Annotated in this window: 10 protein-coding genes; 6 read left to right on the top strand and 4 right to left on the bottom strand. The window is 46.7% G+C overall.

Features of this window, described 5'->3' with window-relative positions:
* Positions 1–42: 42 nt before the first annotated feature.
* Positions 43–1,047 (bottom strand): T9SS type A sorting domain-containing protein, encoded by a 1,005-nt coding sequence (locus RA156_RS05960; protein WP_306643646.1) that lies wholly within the window; start codon positions 1,045–1,047, stop codon positions 43–45.
* Positions 1,048–1,156: 109 nt separating this feature from the next.
* On the opposite strand from RA156_RS05960, the gene RA156_RS05955 reads away from it, so the two are divergent.
* The 3 genes from RA156_RS05955 (at position 1,157) to RA156_RS05945 (ending at position 2,823) form a co-directional block, all read left to right on the top strand.
* Positions 1,157–1,735, top strand: a complete 579-nt coding sequence (locus RA156_RS05955) for a uracil-DNA glycosylase family protein (RefSeq protein WP_306643645.1) — start codon at positions 1,157–1,159, stop codon at positions 1,733–1,735.
* A 78-nt stretch (positions 1,736–1,813) separates the two neighbouring features.
* Entirely contained in the window at positions 1,814–2,215 is a 402-nt protein-coding gene (locus RA156_RS05950; protein WP_306643644.1) for a hypothetical protein, read from the top strand.
* Positions 2,212–2,823, top strand: a complete 612-nt coding sequence (locus RA156_RS05945; protein WP_306643643.1) for an IMPACT family protein — start codon at positions 2,212–2,214, stop codon at positions 2,821–2,823. The genes RA156_RS05950 and RA156_RS05945 overlap by 4 nt, the downstream gene beginning before the upstream one ends.
* A 5-nt stretch (positions 2,824–2,828) precedes the next feature.
* Here RA156_RS05945 and RA156_RS05940 read toward each other — a convergent pair whose 3' ends face one another.
* Genes RA156_RS05940 through RA156_RS05930 form a run of 3 tightly spaced genes read right to left on the bottom strand, consistent with a single transcriptional unit; the run spans position 2,829 to position 8,211 of the window.
* The gene (locus tag RA156_RS05940; RefSeq protein ID WP_306643642.1) at positions 2,829–3,596 is read right to left on the bottom strand and encodes a class I SAM-dependent methyltransferase; all 768 of its coding nucleotides are present in this window, start codon (positions 3,594–3,596) and stop codon (positions 2,829–2,831) included.
* A 30-nt stretch (positions 3,597–3,626) separates the two neighbouring features.
* Positions 3,627–6,341 carry a DNA gyrase/topoisomerase IV subunit A gene (locus RA156_RS05935; protein WP_306643640.1) on the bottom strand — a complete coding sequence of 905 codons (2,715 nt, stop codon included), beginning with the start codon at positions 6,339–6,341 and terminating at the stop codon, positions 3,627–3,629.
* Between the two features lie 22 nt (positions 6,342–6,363).
* The gene (locus RA156_RS05930; RefSeq protein ID WP_306643639.1) at positions 6,364–8,211 is read right to left on the bottom strand and encodes a DNA topoisomerase IV subunit B; all 1,848 of its coding nucleotides are present in this window, start codon (positions 8,209–8,211) and stop codon (positions 6,364–6,366) included.
* 360 nt (positions 8,212–8,571) lie between these two features.
* Here RA156_RS05930 and RA156_RS05925 point away from each other — a divergent pair, with 360 nt between their 5' ends.
* The 3 genes from RA156_RS05925 to RA156_RS05915 are packed head-to-tail and all read left to right on the top strand — an operon-like array spanning position 8,572 to position 19,501.
* Positions 8,572–11,070 carry a trypsin-like peptidase domain-containing protein gene (locus RA156_RS05925; protein ID WP_306643638.1) on the top strand — a complete coding sequence of 833 codons (2,499 nt, stop codon included), beginning with the start codon at positions 8,572–8,574 and terminating at the stop codon, positions 11,068–11,070.
* 55 nt (positions 11,071–11,125) lie between these two features.
* Complete coding sequence (locus RA156_RS05920; RefSeq protein WP_306643637.1) at positions 11,126–14,860, top strand: reprolysin-like metallopeptidase; 3,735 nt, start codon at positions 11,126–11,128, stop codon at positions 14,858–14,860.
* Between the two features lie 30 nt (positions 14,861–14,890).
* On the top strand, positions 14,891–19,501 hold the full coding sequence (locus RA156_RS05915; protein ID WP_306643636.1) for a VPS10 domain-containing protein: 4,611 nt from the start codon (positions 14,891–14,893) through the stop codon (positions 19,499–19,501).
* Positions 19,502–19,634 lie beyond the last annotated feature (133 nt).

Below are 19,634 nucleotides of genomic sequence, written 5' to 3'. Positions count from 1 at the left end.
CGTATGTCCTGGCCTCTCCGTAACCTTAATAATATCACGCGATTATTCGATGATCAGCTTCTGCGTGCTTATAGACTCTCCCGTACGCATAGCCACGAAATAAAGGCCTGCATTCAGGTTACTTGTATCTACCGAAATCGTTTGGTTACCGTTGGTTGATTGAGTGAAGACCACTTTCCCAGTCATGTCAAGAATATCAATCTGTGCACCTACCGATTCCGCGTTAGCGATATAAACCACATCATTCGCCGGATTTGGATACACATCAAATGATGCCTTGCCTAGTTCAGACACAGATACTACTGCATCTGCCATGATGTACGCCGTTGTTTCACTGTCTACTTCTCCGAAGAATTCAGTTGTTGCTACATCCATGTGAACCAAAGGAATTGGATAACCAGGTACTAGAATTTCGTAGCTATCAACAGTTGATGTCCCTTCGAAAGTCATCCCTCCTGCTTCTGATGAAATGATTCCGTCATCAAACGTGTGGATCAAGAGTGCATTCGAGAAGCTTCCCATAGGTGTGATTACAGTACCAGAGCCAACCACTTCCCAAGTCACCGTTCCTTCCATTCCTTGAACGAAACCTGCAGAGCTTGTTGAACCTTCGTAATCATCACTACCGCTAGCACCGAAAGTCAAAGGGAATCCGTACAGTATCTGCGGATCAGAGAAGGTTTGAATGATCTCAATTCCCCCGGCGTTACCATAGTACCCCAATACTGAAGCACCGCTTGAAGTCACTGAAAGGAAGTTGTTGATCAGATCATCAGCATTCAAGGAATAGTTCGCTTGTGGGAAATTATCAGCCCCATCCACATCTGCTGGGTTCATCACCGAGAATGCGAGATCAGACCAGTTCGTTTCGTTTGAAAAATCCCATGTTTGATTTGTACCTGTTTGAGAGCTGAGGTCTACGTAATCAATTTGATTCATGGTAAATTCGTTCGCAACCGGTGAAAGCATGTCACCACTAGTGTAGGTTTGGGCATTCATCCCAACAACACACATGAGAAGTACGAGTAGAGTGTATAGTTTTTTCATTGGATTTATTTGTGGCTAAAGTATGTTCAACCTATCGTGACCAAAAGCCAGATTGATTCGTTGGTTGAATAGACTGGTGAGATGTCACTTTGAATGAGTAATTGGAAAAGTGGAGAACCTTAAAAAAGAGATTGCTGGATGCACCGTGTGCGCTGCCTCGCTTCCGCTGGGTCCTAGACCTGTAGTGGCTTTTGATAAAGACGCATCGATCATGATCATCGGACAAGCACCAGGAACGCGAGTGCATGCCTCAGGGATTCCATGGAATGACCCAAGCGGAGACCGTTTGCGGAAATGGTTGAACGTTGATCGCGACACATTCTATGACGATTCAAAATTCGCCATCATGCCCATGGGGTTCTGTTACCCCGGCAAAGGGAGCAGCGGAGACCTCCCACCAAGGAAAGAGTGTGCGCCGCTTTGGCACGAGCGCATTTGGGAACAGTTACCGAACATCCAACTTACCTTACTCATTGGAGCCTACGCTCAGGCTTACTACTTGCCAGAGACTCAAAAACAGAACATGACTGCGCGTATTGGCGATTTTGAAAAGCACCTTGAAAACGGTTTTCTAGTCATGCCGCACCCCTCTCCTAGAAACCAATTGTGGTTGAAGAAAAATCCATTCTTTGAATCTGAAGTGGTTCCGATTCTTCAGCATATTGTAGCTGATTCATTCAAGCTGTAGATAGGCATTCTTAGAAAGTATCTTTGGCGCAAGCTTGAAGGAACTTGATTTCGTAGCTTTGTTAAGTAAAGTAACTCCATGACTGTAGATAAGAATATCGAGATCGCTCAGATCCAAGCCGAGATCAGTGAATACATTGGCCTTGGGAAGAATAGTGTCGTATTCGATTTCGATGAGCAAGACAACAACGCACTTCTGCGTTTAATCACCATCAACCCTCGTCACAATCAGAGCTTCTTGTTCCACACTTGTGAGGGAGTAAACAAGCTAGATGCTCTTCGCTCAATGCTTGAGTACGTGAAGAACTACAAAGACCGCGAGAGCTCATACACTATCCAGTGGTCTATTCATGGTGAAAGCTTGCTTCACACTTCTTACTTCAGCGCAAAGAATGTTCTCGGAGCGCTCGATAAACTGTATTACGACCGCGATCCGAATTCAATCACAGTCTTCTCTGTGAACTTGAACCCTATTTCTTGAGCGAAGCTTCAGATACGTATCTAAGCCTCAAGGGACGCAGTGAAAGTCTTTACAAAGTCAAAGGCAGCAAGCATTTTGGCTACGCAGTTCCTGTGCGCAATGAAGATGAAATCAAGGCTTTCTTAGAGGTAGTTAAAAAGGAGCATCATGCTGCTCGTCACCATTGCTATGCCTGGCGATTAGGTCATGATAAGAAACGCTATCGCGCGAATGATGATGGTGAGCCTAGCAACAGCGCGGGTAAACCAATCTTAGGTCAAATCCAAAGCTATGACCTTACGAATGTGTTGATTGTTGTGGTAAGGTATTTCGGCGGTGTGAAACTTGGTGTGGGCGGATTGATAGATGCTTACCGCACTTCAGCACGTGAGGCTATTGAAGCCGGGGATATCATTGAGTTGCTTGTTGAAGACACGATCAAGGTTGACTTCCCTTATGAGGCTATGGGTTCTGTGATGAAGATCCTAAAAGATTATGACCTTGAAATGATCACGCACGAGTTCGAATTCAAATGCACCCTAACGACTTCGGTTCGTCAGAGTTTGACTGATGAACTGCTCACCGCGTTTAATGATCTTGATTTCGTAGAGGCTAGCGCCGAAGTCTGATTCCCTTATTTCTTCTGACAGTAGTAGATGATTTCTTCAGGCATCAAAGCGTATCGCTCCTGAAGCTCCTTCCCTAGTTCTCCAACGTAATCATCTTCTTTGACTTCAAAACCAGCTTCACGTAGGCGCTCTGCATAGTCTCGTCCGTACAAGCGAACATGATCTCGTTGCCAGTACAAACGTTCTCTTTCAGCAGGATCAGTCACGTTAGGGTCTTCTTGAGTTTCCGCGCTAGCGTAATCAATAGGAACCTGGAAAATACCCCAACCGCCTGGCTTCATAATGCGGTGAAACTCACGCATTACCTGTCGATCATCTTCAACGTGCTCGAGCAGGTGATTCGCCATCACCACATCGAAGCTATTGTCTTCAAACGGGATTTGATGCGCATCGAAATGGTGCTCTGCCCATGGAGATAGAAGGTCTCCAGTCACGTACTCAAGATTCTTCTGTCGCTTGAATAGCTTCAGAAAGCAGTATTCAGGCGCCATGTGCAGGAAGCGCAGATCATCTTTGAAGAAATTTGTCTTCTCCCGTAGGTACAGCCAAATCAATCGATGACGCTCGAGTGACATACTATCCGGTGCTAGGGCATTCGGACGACTGTGCACGCGACCATAAGGGAGAATCTTACGGTACGAGATTCCTGAGATTGGATCTTCGATGTTCTTCCCTCGATAAAAGAAACTCAACAATTGAAGAAACAAGTGCGCCACTCGCTGCAAAATGTGGCGAGGAATAAAGCGTGTTACGAAACTGACGATCTTATTCATGCGTCGCGAAAGTAGCTTAAATCAATGGGTCTAGAATAAGGTCGGTTGCTCTCCTTCTTCTGGTGGAGTGCCTTTCTTAGAGCTATCTGGGAGTTCCAAATCAATCGGCTCACTAATTTGATCAGCTTCCGGAGCAAAATCTTCGGCAGGTGCAGCAGCTAGAGGAGCTGGATTCTGTGCTGCTCTCTCTGCCTGGATTTCAGCTTCTACCTTAGCTTCCAAGTCTTCAATAGCCGGTTCCAGCAGCACTTCAGTTACTGGAAGCGGTGAAAGTCTGTTTCCAAGCGCTTTCATGCCTTTTACAGCAATAAACTCTCGAAGATTCAGGATTTGATCTTCCTTATCACGTGTGTGCTTGAATCGCTTGTTAAACTTCACGCGTACATGCGGGTGATGAAGGGTTGATGCAACAGCTAAGCGACTATTCTCATGATCAGAAATGAAACTCGTTTTCTTGCTTGTAGATTCAGGCAAGAAGCGCTTCACGTAGTATTCTTCTTTCTCTCCGTCGTAGTACACTGCTGAAATGGGACGTTCTGGGTCCCATTTCTCAATGTGAATTTTGTTCTCATCGAAGTGCGTGGTGAGGTCAAAGCCGGTCAGCTTGTATTCACCGGTACTCATAAGTACCAGGATCTTGTCTTCAGGATTGAAATCACCGAGGAAATTCCCTCTTCCGTCAGCGTTCAAACGCTGCACCGTTTCATCAAACCAGATTTTACGCGCTCCCAAAGTAGAAACACCACTCTCCTTCAATTCAACTTTACGAACTGGGAATTTGGTCACAGTATTTCCTCCTGCTCCTCGTCCTTTGATCAGGATTTCAGAGAAATCGATATCCCACTTGAGCTTCTTCACCCGTTGAATCGCCTTCAGGTAGATGGTCACTACTTCAGCTTCTCCGTTTGGATTGGCTGTGAAGTACAAGACCTCTGAACCTGGAGTACCCTTTGTAATTGGGTATTCACGATCACGCGTAATCGAAGTCACACTGAAGCGCTTTACCATTGTCTTCCCTGCTTTTCCATCACGGTAAATGCAGTTGTAGACACGGCGCTTATCGCCCTTCTTCCACACCCAAGCATGGATGATATCTTTACCTACAAAGGCCTTCGAAGAAACTCGCGTAACGATCATCGTACCGTCTTTACGGAAGACAATGATGTCATCGATATCTGAACAATCGCAAACGAACTCTCCTTCAGAACGCTTCAAGCCGGTTCCAATGAAGCCTTCTTCGAAGTTCGCGTACAGCTTGGCATTGGCCACAGCTACTTTTGAACGATCAATGGTATCAAAGGCTTTGATCTCTGTTTTTCTCTCACGTCCTTCTGCAAAGTTCTTCTTCAACTCCTTGAAGTAGTCGATGGCGAAGTCTGTCAAGTTATCAAGGTGGAATTGAACCTTTTCAATCTCCCCTTCTAACGAAGCGATCTTCTCGTCGGCCTTGAAGCTATCGAACTTCGAAATACGCTTGATGCGGATTTCAGTCAAACGAGTCACATCTTCATCGGTCACTTCGCGGATGAGGTGCTTGATGTGAGGCTTTAATCCTTTATGGATTGTTTCAAGAATCGCTTCCCAAGTCTCACACTCTTCAATGTCGCGGTAAATGCGTTTCTCAATGAATATCTTTTCTAGACTCGCGAAGTGCCACTGTTCTTGAAGCTCTCCTTTGCGAATCTCCAGCTCTTGCTTCAACAAGTCTTTAGTACGTTCAGTACTGCGTCGAAGCATCTCACTCATTCCAAGGAACTGCGGACGATCATTTTCAATCACACACGAGTTTGGCGAGATGGAGATTTCACAGTCAGTGAATGCGTACAACGCATCAATCGTTTTGTCAGGAGAAACATTTGATGCCAGGTGAATCAGGATCTCAACTTGATCGGCTGTGTTATCTTCAACTTTCTTGATTTTGATCTTCCCACGATCGTTCGCTTTTAGAATCGAGCCAATTAAACTAGTGGTTGAGGTATTATAAGGCAACTCATAGATTGACAACGTCTTAGCGTCAACTTTCTTAATGCGAGCTCGCACCTTGATCTTTCCACCGCGCAGTCCGTCGTTGTAGTCAGATGCATCCATCATCCCCCCAGTTGGGAAGTCTGGATAGAGTGTTACTTTCTTGCCTTTGAGGATGTCAATTGAACCATCAATCAGCTCCACAAAGTTGTGCGGAAGGATCTTACATGCAAGACCTACGGCGATACCTTCTACCCCTTGAGCGAGCAACAATGGAAACTTCATCGGAAGTGTTTCGGGCTCCTGGTTTCGTCCGTCATACGAACTCAACCATGTGGTGGTCTTTCCATTGAACGCAACGCGATTTGCGAACTTAGAAAGCTTCACCTCGATGTAACGTGGAGCAGCGGCGCTATCTCCCGTCAAGATGTTACCCCAGTTCCCCTGAGTATCAAGAAGAATCTCCTTTTGACCAATCTGAACCATGGCATCACCAATAGAAGCATCACCGTGCGGGTGGTATTTCATTGTATTACCAATCGCATTCGCCACTTTGTGGAAACGTCCATCATCCATCTCTCGCAGAGAGTGTAGGATACGACGCTGTACTGGCTTTAGTCCGTCATATAGGTGAGGGACTGCACGTTCAAGTATTACATAGGAGGCATAATCGAGGAAGTAGTCATTATACATCCCCTTCACCTGGATGACATTCTCCAGGGTATTATCTCCACTGTCTTCGAATTCTTCGTCGCGTTCGAATTCTTCGTTCTCTGCCATGTCTTGCTAGGCTGTTAAGCTGTTATGCTGGTTCTTCAATTTCATCACGCTCCACACGGAGGTTCTCAATGATGAAGCTTTGTCTATCTGGTGTGTTCTTACCCATAAAGAAGGTAAGCAGGTCTTGTATGCTGCTATCTTGTCCGATAACCACAGGATCCAGACGAATATTCTCTCCGATAAAGTGCTTGAACTCATCAGGTGAAATCTCTCCAAGTCCCTTGAATCGTGTGATCTCTGGGTTTCGTCCTACTTTCTCCATGGCCTCCAACTTCTCTTCTTGCGAGTAGCAGTAGTAGGTATCTTTCTTATTCCGAACTCGGAACAACGGTGTTTGTAGAACGTAGAGGTGTCCGCTCTTCACCAATTCAGGGAAGAACTGTAGGAAGAAGGTGATGAGCAGCAAACGAATGTGCATTCCATCCACATCCGCATCGGTTGCGATTACCACGTTGTTGTAACGTAGGTTATCGAGTCCGTCTTCAATATTCAATGCTGCTTGAAGAAGGTTGAACTCCTCGTTTTCGTATACGATCTTCTTCGTGAGCCCGAAGCTGTTCAATGGCTTCCCTTTTAAAGAGAATACCGCTTGTGTATTCACATCGCGAGCTTTCGTGATCGAACCAGAAGCAGAATCACCCTCGGTAATGAAGAGAGTTGTTTCTTCTCTGCGATCTTTCTTTTCGTTGAGGTGAACACGACAATCTCGCAGCTTCTTGTTGTGCAGGTTTGCCTTCTTCGCGCGCTCGCGGGCGAGCTTTTTAATTCCAGCGAGGTCTTTACGCTCTCGTTCGCTTTGAAGGATGCGCTTCTGAATAGCCTCCGCGATCTCTGAGTTCTTGTGAAGGAAATTGTCGAGCTCTCGCTTGAGGAAGTCAAGCACAAAGCTTCGAATCGAAGCTCCATCAGGTTCGATCTCTGTAGATCCGAGCTTCGTTTTTGTCTGCGATTCGAAGACAGGCTCCATCACTTTAATCGAAATGGCACCAACAACTCCTGCGCGGATATCTGCTGCGTCATAGTCTTTCCCAAAGAAGTCACGCACCACCTTCACCAAGGCTTCGCGGAACGCCCCTTGGTGTGTACCACCTTGGGTTGTGTATTGTCCGTTAACGAAAGAGTAATGCTCTTCTCCGTAGGCTTGAGTATGCGTGAGTGCTACTTCAATATCATCACCAAGCAGGTGGATAATTGGGTAGTTAGGTTCTTGTCCGAGATTGGCGTTCAACAGGTCCTTAAGTCCATTCTCCGAATGGTATTTCTGACCGTTGAAGTAGATGGTCAAACCTGTATTCAAGTAGGCATAGTTCCAGAGCAAGCGCTCCACGTATTGCATACGATACTGGAAGTTCACAAAGATGCTGGGGTCAGGAACAAAGGTCACGCGTGTACCTCTGCGCTTCGAGCTTTCTTCCTCTTTCGTTTCTTCGAGGAGATTCCCTTGTTCGAATGAAGCTGACTTCATCTTACCGTCACGGACTGACTCCACGGTAAATGATGTACTCAACGCATTTACAGCTTTGGTACCCACCCCGTTCAAACCAACGGATTTCTTAAAGGCTTTACTGTCGTACTTCGCACCGGTGTTCATTTTCGAAACTACATCGACCACTTTCCCAAGCGGAATGCCTCGTCCGTAATCTCGAACCTTAACTAGGTCATCTTTGATACTGATCTCTATCGTTTTTCCGTAACCCATTACGTACTCATCGATGCAGTTATCAATCACCTCTTTAAGCAGAACGTAAATACCATCGTCTGCTGTTGAACCGTCACCAAGCTTTCCGATGTACATACCCGGACGAAGCCGAATGTGCTCTTTCCAATCGAGGGAACGGATATTATCTTCTGTATACTGTACTTCAGCCATAAATCTCGTCAGGAGTCCAATTAAAAGCCGCTGAATCCCATCACAGGGGGCTTTGAATTAAATCAAGCTCTAATTTACCCATACCAACGCCGAAGAACAGGCCAAAACCGTCAGATTTATCAACATTGACGGGCATTTTTCAAGATTTCGAGATTTTTTTTGTGGATTTCCCGGAAAGAGGCATCCAAGGCCAAGGTTACTCTTAATGCATACAAACCAAGTAAAACACTTGTTTTCACCCCTGTAGGCATCCAATGTTACGACGTGCGCAACCTTTCCTTCGACAAACCGTACGAAATAGAGCCTATTTATTTCCTAAATTTACTGATAGGACTAATTAGAACCGCTAACCAACGTATAATGACCACGTTAAAACCTTTGCTGAAGCTCGCGCTTTGCGCTTGCCTTATGCTACTATACACCCAAGGCTTCGCTCAGATAAGTCAAGGAGGCTCCCCTGCTACATTCGAGAATAACAAAATCAATTGGCACGTCCCGGTAATGGAAATGCCACCATTTGATGTTGATGCCATGTTGGCTGAAGACGAAATCAACAATGAATTTAAAGACGCTCCCTACCGTTTTGGAAAGAACTTCGTTTTAGGACGAAACCTGAATAACTCAGGTCAATGGCATGAATTGCCAAATGGTGATCGCGTTTGGCTTCTCAAACTAACATCTCCTGGAGCGCATTCTTTGAACTTGAGCTTCGACATTTTCAAGATTCCTGAAGGTGGTGAAGTATTCGTTTATTCTGCAGATCATCTACACATTCTCGGTGCGTTCACCTCAGAGAACAACAGAGATGACCTCGGATTCGGAACCTACCCTATTCCAAGCGATGAAATTATCGTTGAATACCGTGAGCCGGCGAATCAAATCGGAACAGGTGAACTTCAGATTGAAACACTTACACACGCTTACCGTGATCTAGATGTAGTTGCCCGTGGAATTGGTGACTCTGGAGCATGTAACAACAATGTTATCTGTCCTGTTTCAGCTGGATGGGAAGACCAAATCAACTCAGTAGCCATGATCGTAGTCAACGGTAATGGAATCTGTACGGGGGCTTTGGTGAACAATACAGCAAACGACGGACATCCATATTTCTTGACTGCGAACCACTGTTTAGGTGGTAGTGTGGCCTCATGGGTATTCCGATTTAACTGGCAAAGCACCACGTGTTCTGGAAACAACGTTGGCGCATTTGACACCGTATCTGGTTCAACCCTGCTTTCAAGCGGTGCCGGTACGGATTATGCATTACTAGAAATTAACAACGGGAACCCTGTTCCTACGGCTTACAACCCATTCTACGCTGGATGGGATGCAACAGGAAATTTCCCTTCAAACCAAGTAGCTATTCACCACCCAAGTGGTGACTTGAAGAAAATCTCTTTCGATACAGATGCTGCCGGACAAGCGACCTTCGGCGGTGCGCAATGTTGGAGAATCTTCGACTGGGAAGACGGTACTACAGAACCAGGATCTTCAGGATCACCTTTGTTTGATCAAAACCAACGTATCATCGGTCAACTTTACGGTGGACAAGCTTCATGTTCCAATAACGTGAACGACTACTACGGTCGTTTTGACCTGACATTCCCTAGCATTTGTACTTACCTCGCCCCTGGCTGTTCTAATACGGTCATTGATGGGTATGATCCAAATGCACCTTCGGTAGCGCTCGACGCACAATTATTGAATGTGGTTGAGCCTGATGGAATTTACTGTACTTCTAACGTTACGCCTGAGGTAACGGTACGCAACGCGGGTACAACTACTTTGACTTCGTTTACGATTGAATACCAAGTAGATGGTGGTGCTACGATGTCACAAGCGTGGTCTGGAGCCCTTGCTTCTGGAAACACGGTGAACGTGACTTTACCACAGCAAACACTGGCAGATGGTGCACACACTTTCAATGCTTCGGTAGTCAATCCAAATGGAGGAACGGACGAGAATAATACGAACGATAGTGGTTCAAGTAGCTTCTCAACTGCTGGTACTGGAATTACAATCGATTTCGACATTACAACGGATAACTATCCAGGAGAAACCACTTGGGATCTTCGTGATGACCAGGGAACAATCTTGTTCTCGGATGGTCCTTACGCTGCTACACAAACAACTTACTCATACTCGTACTGTCTGCCTGAAGGTTGTTACCAGCTGAATGTATACGATAGCTTCGGCGACGGACTGCAATACCAAGGGGTCATTGGAGATTACATCCTTGTAGATGAGTTTGGTACAACCCACGCCCAAATGGTAGCTGGAGGTAACTTCGGGGCACAGGCAACACATGATTTCTGTTTGACACTTCCTGGAATCCCAGGTTGTACAGACGCTACGGCATGTAATTACGATCCAGCAGCAACTACAGATGATGGATCATGTATCCTACCTAATGGTTGTACTGATGCCTCTGCATGTAACTACGACCCAGCCGCTACATGTGATGATGGCAGCTGTACCTTCCCATCAATGACCTTCTATGTTGACGGTGATAGTGATGGATTTGGAGCTGGCGCAGCAGTGCTTCTCTGCGGACCAGAAGCTGGATACAGCGCAGTCAATACCGACTGTGATGATATGAACGGAAATGTCTACCCTGGTGCACCTGGTACCGGTGAAGACATCGATAATAACTGTGACGGGAACATTGACGGTGATGAACTGTCAGCTTGTCCAGGGGATATGAACGGAGATGGAAACCGAGACATCGCAGACCTCCTCATGATGCTTGCTGATTACGGCTGCGTTGGAGGATGTACTGGAGATCTCGATGGAGATGGAAACACCAGCTCTTCCGACTTCCTAACATTCCTATCGTTCTTCGGAACGCCTTGTAATTAAGTAACCAATCAGGGGCGCCAGTTGAGTGGCGCCCAACCTTGACTAATAGAGTACTATGAGGAACGTCTACACTTTTGTAGCTACGGCTGTATTCTGCATTTTTTGCATTAGCCTTTCAGCTCAATCATACTGGTCTGACGCACAGCTGCCGATCAGAAATGACCAAACCATTAACCCGGAAGAATACCGAGGCATTCAAATCGAACGTTCACTTCTGGAATCTATCCTTGATCAGGCACCTGATGAAGCTGAGGTTTCAGTTCGAAATTCAGGTACGATCATCTCGATCCCAATGCCTGACGGAACAACGCAGAGCTTCCGCTTTGTAGAGAGTTCGGTAATGGCTCCGGAGCTTCAATCACGCTATCCTTTTATCCGTTCATACCTTGGACAAGGAATCGACGATAAGACAGCGACGATCCGTTTTGACCTTACTCAAAAGGGCTTCCACGCGATGATTTTACGTGCTGGAGAAACCGTGTACATCGACCCAATAAGTCTGAACACAGACGAATACTACATGTCGTACACGAAGTCATCTTTCTACGCAACAACAACGAAGGTCTTCAACGAACTTCCTCCGGTAATGCCAGATGACATTGACACGAATGAATATGATGAGGCGATTGAATCTGATCGTCCGATTAAGAAGCGACAGCAGAAAGACGTTCGTACGATGGGTATGGGCGCTGGAGCCCGCACTCCTTTTGGGGCGCAGCTTCGCACTTACCGCCTGGCTTTGGCATGTACAGGTGAATATGCTCAGTTCCATGGAGGAACAACCGCAGATGCACTTGCAGCCATGAATACCTCAATGACACGTGTGAATGGGGTATACGAACGTGATGCAGCGATTCGTATGATCATCGTGGCGAACAACGATCAAGTCATCTTCTTGAATGGAGCTACGGATCCCTACGATAACGGAAATGGTGGAGCCATGCTGAACCAAAACCAGACAACGTGTGATGCTAACATCGGAAGTGCGAACTACGACATTGGTCACGTTTACTCAACTGGTGGTGGAGGTATCGCTCAACTTCAGTCTCCTTGTGGAGGAAGCAAGGCACGTGGTGTGACAGGACAAGGGACACCAGTAGGTGACCCGTTCGATATCGATTACGTTTGTCACGAGATGGGACACCAATTCGGTGGTAACCACACACAGAACAACAGTTGTAACCGCGCTGGTTCAGCAGCCTTCGAACCAGGTTCAGCAAGCACTATTATGGGTTACGCAGGTATTTGTCCTCCGAACCTTCAAAGCAATAGTGATGATCACTTCCACAATCACAGTATTAATGAGATGTGGAACTTCGTTGTAAACGGAAATGGTGGAACATGTCCAGTAACAACCAATACAGGCAACACCCCTCCTACTGTTGACGCGGGCCCTGGAGGATGGACTATTCCTATTTCGACTCCATTTGAGTTGACAGCGGTTGGTTCTGATGCCGATGGCGACGAGATTACCTACAACTGGGAAGAATATGATCTTGGTCCAGCAACCGCTGGTGGTGACAACAACCTTACTAACCCTTCTGGAAACCAGCCAATCTTCCGTTCATGGCCATCTGTTACAGATCCTACACGTGTATTCCCTCGTATTACTGATTTGGTGAACAACACTACGGTGATCGGAGAGTTCCTTCCGAACTACACACGTTCATTGACCTTCCGTTGTACCGTGCGTGACAACGTTGCAGGTGCTGGTGGTGTAAATGACGATCAGGTAACCTTTGATGTTTCTGATGTTGGTGGTCCGTTCGTAGTAACAGCGCCAAATACGGCGGTAGTTTACCCTGGAAACACTTTCCAAACCGTAACATGGGATGTAGCGAATACTGACCTTGCACCTATCAACTGTTCAAACGTTGACATCTACCTTTCTTTGGACGGTGGTCTTACCTACCCAACGCTCCTTCTAGCTAACACTGCGAATGATGGATCTGAATTGGTATTGATTCCTGCTGGCGAATCTTCTACAGCACGAATCAAGGTGAAGGCATCGAACAACATCTTCTTCGATATTTCAAACCAGAACTTCACGATCGGACCTGCAGTAGGTGCGAATGATCTAGATGCTGGTATCCTATCTATCAACGAACCAGGTGGAGATTACTGTGGTGATCAAATCACTCCAGAGGTAGTTGTTTCCAACTTCGGAAACTTCGACTTGACAAGCTTCGACCTTGTATACGATGTAGACGGTGGTTCACCAACTACTTTCAACTGGACGGGTTCTTTGGCAACAGGTGAATCAACAACGATCACTTTGCCAACGATGACCATTCCTGGAGGCGCTCACGTCTTCAACGCGGATGTTCAGAATCCAAACGGAGGAACGGATGACAACCCTACGAATAACGCTGGTTCAAGCAACTTCAATACGGTTTCTGGAGCAACCAATGCAACGTTCACTCTACTCACAGACTGTTGGGGTGAAGAAGTTAGCTGGACTCTAGCTGCTGATGATGGAACAGTCATTCAAACGGTAGCAGGAAATACCCTCGCTGACCAAACGACATACACTTATGACTTCTGTCTTGCTGCAGACTGTTACGACTTGACTATCAATGACAGCTTCGGTGACGGACTTTCTGGAATTGCTTCTGGATGTGCGATTGACGGAATCTATGACGTGACTGACGAATTTGGAAATGTACTCGTATCAATGGCTGTAGCTAACTACGGTAGCCAAGTGGTAGAGAATTTCTGCGTTCCTGTTGGAACTCCTGGATGTACTGATCCGACAGCATGTAACTACGATGCAACGGCAACAGTTCATGACGGTTCTTGTGACTTTACATGTTTTGGATGTACTGATCCTGCCGCTTGTAACTTCAGCGCTGTAGCAACGATTGACGACGGTTCATGTGAACTTCCTGATGGATGTACGGATGCTTCAGCGTGTAACTATGATCCTTCTGCAACGTGTGACGATGGATCTTGTATCCTACCTGACGGATGTACGAATGCTGCGGCGTGTAACTATGATCCAGCGGCCGTTTGTGATGATGGCTCATGTCAACTTCCTGATGGATGTACTGATGCTTCGGCTTGTAACTACGATCCAGCAGCTCAATGTGACGACGGTTCTTGTATCCTTCCTGACGGCTGTACAAATGCTGCGGCGTGTAACTACGACCCTGCTGCCACATGTGACGATGGTTCGTGTATCCTTCCGGATGGATGTACTGATGCCTCAGCGTGTAACTACGATCCTGCAGCCGTATGCGATGACGGGTCTTGTGTACTACCTGATGGATGTACCGATGCTTCCGCATGTAACTATGATCCTGCGGCAACATGTGATGATGGCTCATGTATCCTTCCTGATGGATGTACAGACGCCTCAGCATGTAACTACGATCCTGCGGCAACATGTGATGATGGCTCATGTATTGCGCCAACAGCTTGGTACGCAGATACAGACAACGATGGATTCGGTGATGACGCTGACATGGTGATGGCTTGTGCTCAACCTGTTGGCTATGTTGCTGACAATACAGATTGTAACGACAATAACGGGGATATGTACCCTGGAGGTCCTTCTACGCAAGAAGGCATTGATAATGATTGTAATGGAACAGTTGATCCTGACGAAGAGGTTCCACCATGTGCTGGTGACTTCAACAACGATGGACAAATCAACGTTTCTGACCTACTCATCCTCCTCGGTGATTACGGCTGTTCAGTGAACTGTATGGCTGATATGAACGGAGATGGAGTGGTTACACAAGCTGATGGACTCAGCTTCTTTGCTGTGTTCGGCACTGCGTGTGACTAACAACTATTGACAACACCTTACCTACGACATATGAAAAGACTTTTATGGCTAGTGGCATTGCTCTTTACCTGGGGCTTGTCATACGGACAAGAAGCAGGAGAGCACTGGAGTGACATGATGCTTGACCCTGAAATCAACTTCTACGAAGTGCAAGATGCTTTCGACGCAGATTGGTCAGATCGAGAAGTTGAAAAAGGAAAAGGGTTTAAACAGTTCAAACGCTGGGAGTGGTTTATGGAGCCTCGTGTTTACCCTAGCGGGGAACGCTTCTCTTCTATGGCCTCTTGGAATGCAGTTCAGGATGAAATGAGAAATGCTCCTTCTGAAGCTGCGCGAATGAACGGTGTCTGGTCTTACTTCGGTAATACTGACATCCCAACTTCTGGGGGTGGTGCCGGGCGAATCAACATGGTTCGTACTGATCCAAATAACTCTTCCGTGTACTACGCTTGTGCACCTGGAGGCGGATTATGGCGCTCAACCAATGCCGGTGGCTCGTGGTCTTTGTTGAATACAGATTTGTTAGCATCCATCGGTGTGACTGATGTTGCGATCGATCATTCGAACAGCAATGTCATTTACATCGCAACGGGTGATGGAGATGCCGGAGACACTTACTCTCTCGGTGTTCTTAAATCTACAGATGACGGTGCTACATGGAGCTCTACAGGCTTGAACTGGGATGTGACACAAACACGTCGCATCAACCGTTTGATCATGCATCCAACGGATAATTTGACCCTGTTAGCTGCTACTTCTAATGGTATCTACAAAACGACGGATGGTGGTTCATCATGGACCCAAGTGCAAAGCGGGAACTTCAAAGACATTGAATGGAAGCCGAACACCCCAAACGTGATGTATGCTACTGGAAACAACACACAGTTCTGGCGTTCAACAGACACTGGAACGAGCTGGACTCAAATCACTGCAGGAGTTCCTTCTTCAGGGGTTAGTCGTCTTGCGATTACTGTTTCAGAAGCAAACCAAGATGTCGTATACATCCTTGCAGGTAGTTCTGCGAATCAAGGTTTCTATGGGTTCTACCGTTCATTAGACAGCGGATTGAACTTCACGCAAATGGCGTCAAGCCCGAACCTTCTTGGATGGTCTGAGAACGGAACGGATACTGGAGGTCAAGCTTGGTACGATCTCGCAGTAGCTGCAGATCCAAACGATGCAAACACGGTTTATGTAGGTGGTGTCAATGTGTGGAAAACAACAGATGGAGGTACAAACTGGAGCTGTACTGGTCACTGGTACGGCGCTGCTGGACTTCCTTATGTTCACGCAGACAACCACGGGTTCAACTTTATCCCTGGTACTTCTACCCTGCTCGTAGGGTGTGATGGTGGTGTATTCCGAACAACAAATGGTGGAAGCTCATTCACTGATTTATCAAGCAATCTAGAAATCGCTCAGATCTACCGCCTAGGAACGGCGCAGACCAACCAAAACCGAGTGATTTCAGGATGGCAAGACAACGGAACCAACCTCAAAGACGGAAACAACTGGTCTCGTGTGATTGGCGGTGACGGATTTGAATCCGCAATTGACTATACCAATCAAGATATCATGTACGGTGCGCTCTACTATGGTGCCATCTTCAAGTCTACGAATGGTGGAGGTAGCTTCAACCAAATTGTTGCAAGCAACGGAACTGGAGTAAACGAAGGTGGTGACTGGCTTACCCCTTACATTCTTGATCCAATTGATCCGAATACCATGTACATCGGTAAGTCTACCGTTTACCGTTCTACAGATGGTGGTAATAGCTTCACGGGACTTGGTAGTTTCGGCTCAGGAAACATAGATGCATTGGCTGTTGCGAAATCAAACACAAACTACATCTATGCTTCAAAGAGTGCTTCTCTGTATTTAAGTACCGACGGAACAAACTTCAGCGCACTTTCTGGCCTTCCAAACCAGTTCATTACTTACATCGCAATTGATCCTGCAGATGAGACGCGCGTTTGGGTGACGCTTTCAGGTTACACCAATGGATCTAAAGTTTACTTCAGTGATAACGCTGGATCTACTTGGACTAACATCTCTGATGGTCTTCCAAACATTCCTGCGAACTGTATCGCTTACCATGAAGGAACGAATGATGCTGTGTACGTTGGTACGGATGCGGGTGTGTACTACCGTGACGACACCTTCGCTAGCTGGCAGCCATATAAAGACGGTCTTCCAAACGTTGTGGTTACCGAGCTTGAGATTCATTATGCATCGAATACCATAGTCGCGTCTACATACGGTCGTGGTATTTGGAATGCTCCGTTGTTCACTTTACCTCAGCTAGACGCTGGAATTGTTCAGATCAATTCTCCAGAAGAAACGGTATGTGAGACATCAGTGACTCCTGAGATTGTGATTGGATGTTTCGGTCAGGATAACTTGACGGCTCTGACTATTGAATACGGTATACAAGGAGGAACTGTCAACACTTATAACTGGACAGGAAACCTTGCTACCGGTGAAATCGAGACGATTACTCTGCCTGCATTTGACGAGGGAACCGGTGCCTTTACATTCGAAGTCAATATTACCGACGTGAATAATGGCGGCGCCGATGAATCTGCGCTCAATGATTCTCAATCGAGCTCTTACTACGTGAGTGGAGGAATCAATGACGTCACACTCACACTTACGACAGATTGTTGGGGAAATGAATCATCTTGGGCTGTCTACGATTCCGATGGAAACGAAGTATTCTCTGGTGCCGGATACGGTAACCTAACGACCTATAATATTACGCTCTGCCTACCTGACGGGTGTTTTACTTTCTCTATGTTCGATAGCTACGGTGACGGCCTTGCCGGGACCACTTTCGGATGTGGTAGCGATGGAAATTATGTCATCACAGATGAAGGGGGAACAGCCCTGGTCACAATGGATGTCGCCAACTTTGGTACCCAGGCTGATCACTTATTCTGTCTAGGAGCAACAAACCCTGGATGTACAGATCCAGCGGCATGTAACTACGATTCCACTGCTGATGCAGATGATGGTAGCTGTACTTTCCCAGGATGTACCAATGCAACAGCATGTAATTACGATGCCTCTGCTGGTTGTGACGATGGATCGTGTATCCTTCCGGATGGTTGTACAAACCCTGTGGCTTGCAACTATGATTCGAACGCAACTTGTGATGACGGATCATGTATTGTTCCTGATGGTTGTACAGACCCTACGGCTTGTAACTACCTAGACACGGCCGTATGCGACGACGGTTCATGTGCCTACCCTCCTGTTGGTTTCGATTGTGACTGTGAATCCACAGTGAGTATCAATGCGACACTCGGAGGTACGGCAACAGCAGACGTTAATTTTGACGGCTCAGGCTCACCGTTCCTAGCGACCATCACAATGAACTTCACCAATGTTGGTGGTGGGGGCAGCTGGCCTGCAGATGTGGCGATGCAGCTCGTAGATCCAAATGGTGATTGCTACATGTGGGGTGGTTACAATACCGACTTCGGTTGTGCCAACTCATTAGGAAACTTTGGAGTTTGGCCAGGAGATTGGCAAGGAACAGCAGATGGCTTGTACACTGCTTCCATTGACCTATCTGCTTCAGCATTGACTGGAAATGGAACTTGGACATTCAGCATCATGAACGGATGGACTACTGGAAACGACATGACCTATGACGTTACCGTTGTCTTCGATGGCCTATGTGTTGGCGATCCAGTCGATGTTCCGGGATGTACAGACCCAACAGCTTGTAACTACGATCCAACAGCAACAATGGATGATGGATCATGTCTCCAACTGGATGAATGTGGTAACTGTGGTGGAACAGACACCGCTGGATGTACGAATGCAGCAGCTTGTAACTACGACCCTGCCGCAGATTGTGACGACGGTACGTGTATCCTTCCTGACGGTTGTACTGACGCCTCGGCATGTAACTACAATCCTGCTGCGCAATGTGATGACGGTTCATGTATCCTGCCTGATGGTTGTACTGATGCTTCCGCATGTAACTACGACCCAGCCGCGCAATGTGATGATGGATCGTGTATTCTCCCTGACGGATGTACTGACGCTTCCGCTTGCAACTACGATCCTGCGGCACAATGTGATGACGGATCGTGTATCCTACCTGATGGTTGTACCGATGCTTCGGCATGTAACTACGATCCAGCAGCGCAATGTGATGATGGGTCTTGTATCCTACCTGATGGTTGTACTGATGCTTCGGCATGTAACTACGACCCAGCAGCGCAATGTGATGATGGTTCTTGTATTGCTCCATCGACTTGGTATGCAGATACAGACAACGACGGATACGGAGATGAAAACGAAACGATGGATGCTTGTAGTCAACCAGCAGGCTACGTTGCAGATAACACAGACTGTAACGACAATGACGGTGACATGTATCCAGGAGCGCCTTCAACTGAAGAAGGAATTGACAATGACTGTAACGGAACCGTTGATCCTGACGAAGAGGTTCCACCTTGTATGGGTGACTTCAACAATGACGGTCAACGAAACGTTGCAGACCTCCTAATGCTTCTAGGAGATTACGGATGTTCAGATGGGTGTGGAGCCGACATGAACGGTGATGGAGCGGTAAACGCTACTGACCAATTGAGCTTCCTTGCAGTATTTGGAATTGCTTGTGATTAAATATTGAACTGATGTTCAAGGAAGAGCCGGCCTATGCCGGCTCTTTTCGTTTAATAGGAATCTATTAACGAATTCTCAACTTCCCAATTCCGCGCTAGCGAATGAATTACATTCGTTTTGATCAAACTATCCG

Origin of the sequence: Sanyastnella coralliicola, from assembly GCF_030845195.1 — a bacterium.
Lineage (GTDB): Bacteria > Bacteroidota > Bacteroidia > Flavobacteriales_D > Sanyastnellaceae > Sanyastnella > Sanyastnella coralliicola.
The sequence above is the reverse complement of the archived record's forward strand: the minus strand, read 5'-3'. Positions and strand labels throughout refer to the sequence as shown.

Coding starts and splice junctions, on each gene's coding strand:
- RA156_RS05960 (WP_306643646.1), bottom strand. CDS start 1,047: ATGAAAAAACTATACACTCTACTCGTACTTCTCATGTGTGTTGTTGGG.
- RA156_RS05950 (WP_306643644.1), top strand. CDS start 1,814: ATGACTGTAGATAAGAATATCGAGATCGCTCAGATCCAAGCCGAGATC.
- RA156_RS05940 (WP_306643642.1), bottom strand. CDS start 3,596: ATGAATAAGATCGTCAGTTTCGTAACACGCTTTATTCCTCGCCACATT.
- RA156_RS05935 (WP_306643640.1), bottom strand. CDS start 6,341: ATGGCAGAGAACGAAGAATTCGAACGCGACGAAGAATTCGAAGACAGT.
- RA156_RS05930 (WP_306643639.1), bottom strand. CDS start 8,211: ATGGCTGAAGTACAGTATACAGAAGATAATATCCGTTCCCTCGATTGG.
- RA156_RS05925 (WP_306643638.1), top strand. CDS start 8,572: ATGACCACGTTAAAACCTTTGCTGAAGCTCGCGCTTTGCGCTTGCCTT.
- RA156_RS05920 (WP_306643637.1), top strand. CDS start 11,126: ATGAGGAACGTCTACACTTTTGTAGCTACGGCTGTATTCTGCATTTTT.
- RA156_RS05915 (WP_306643636.1), top strand. CDS start 14,891: ATGAAAAGACTTTTATGGCTAGTGGCATTGCTCTTTACCTGGGGCTTG.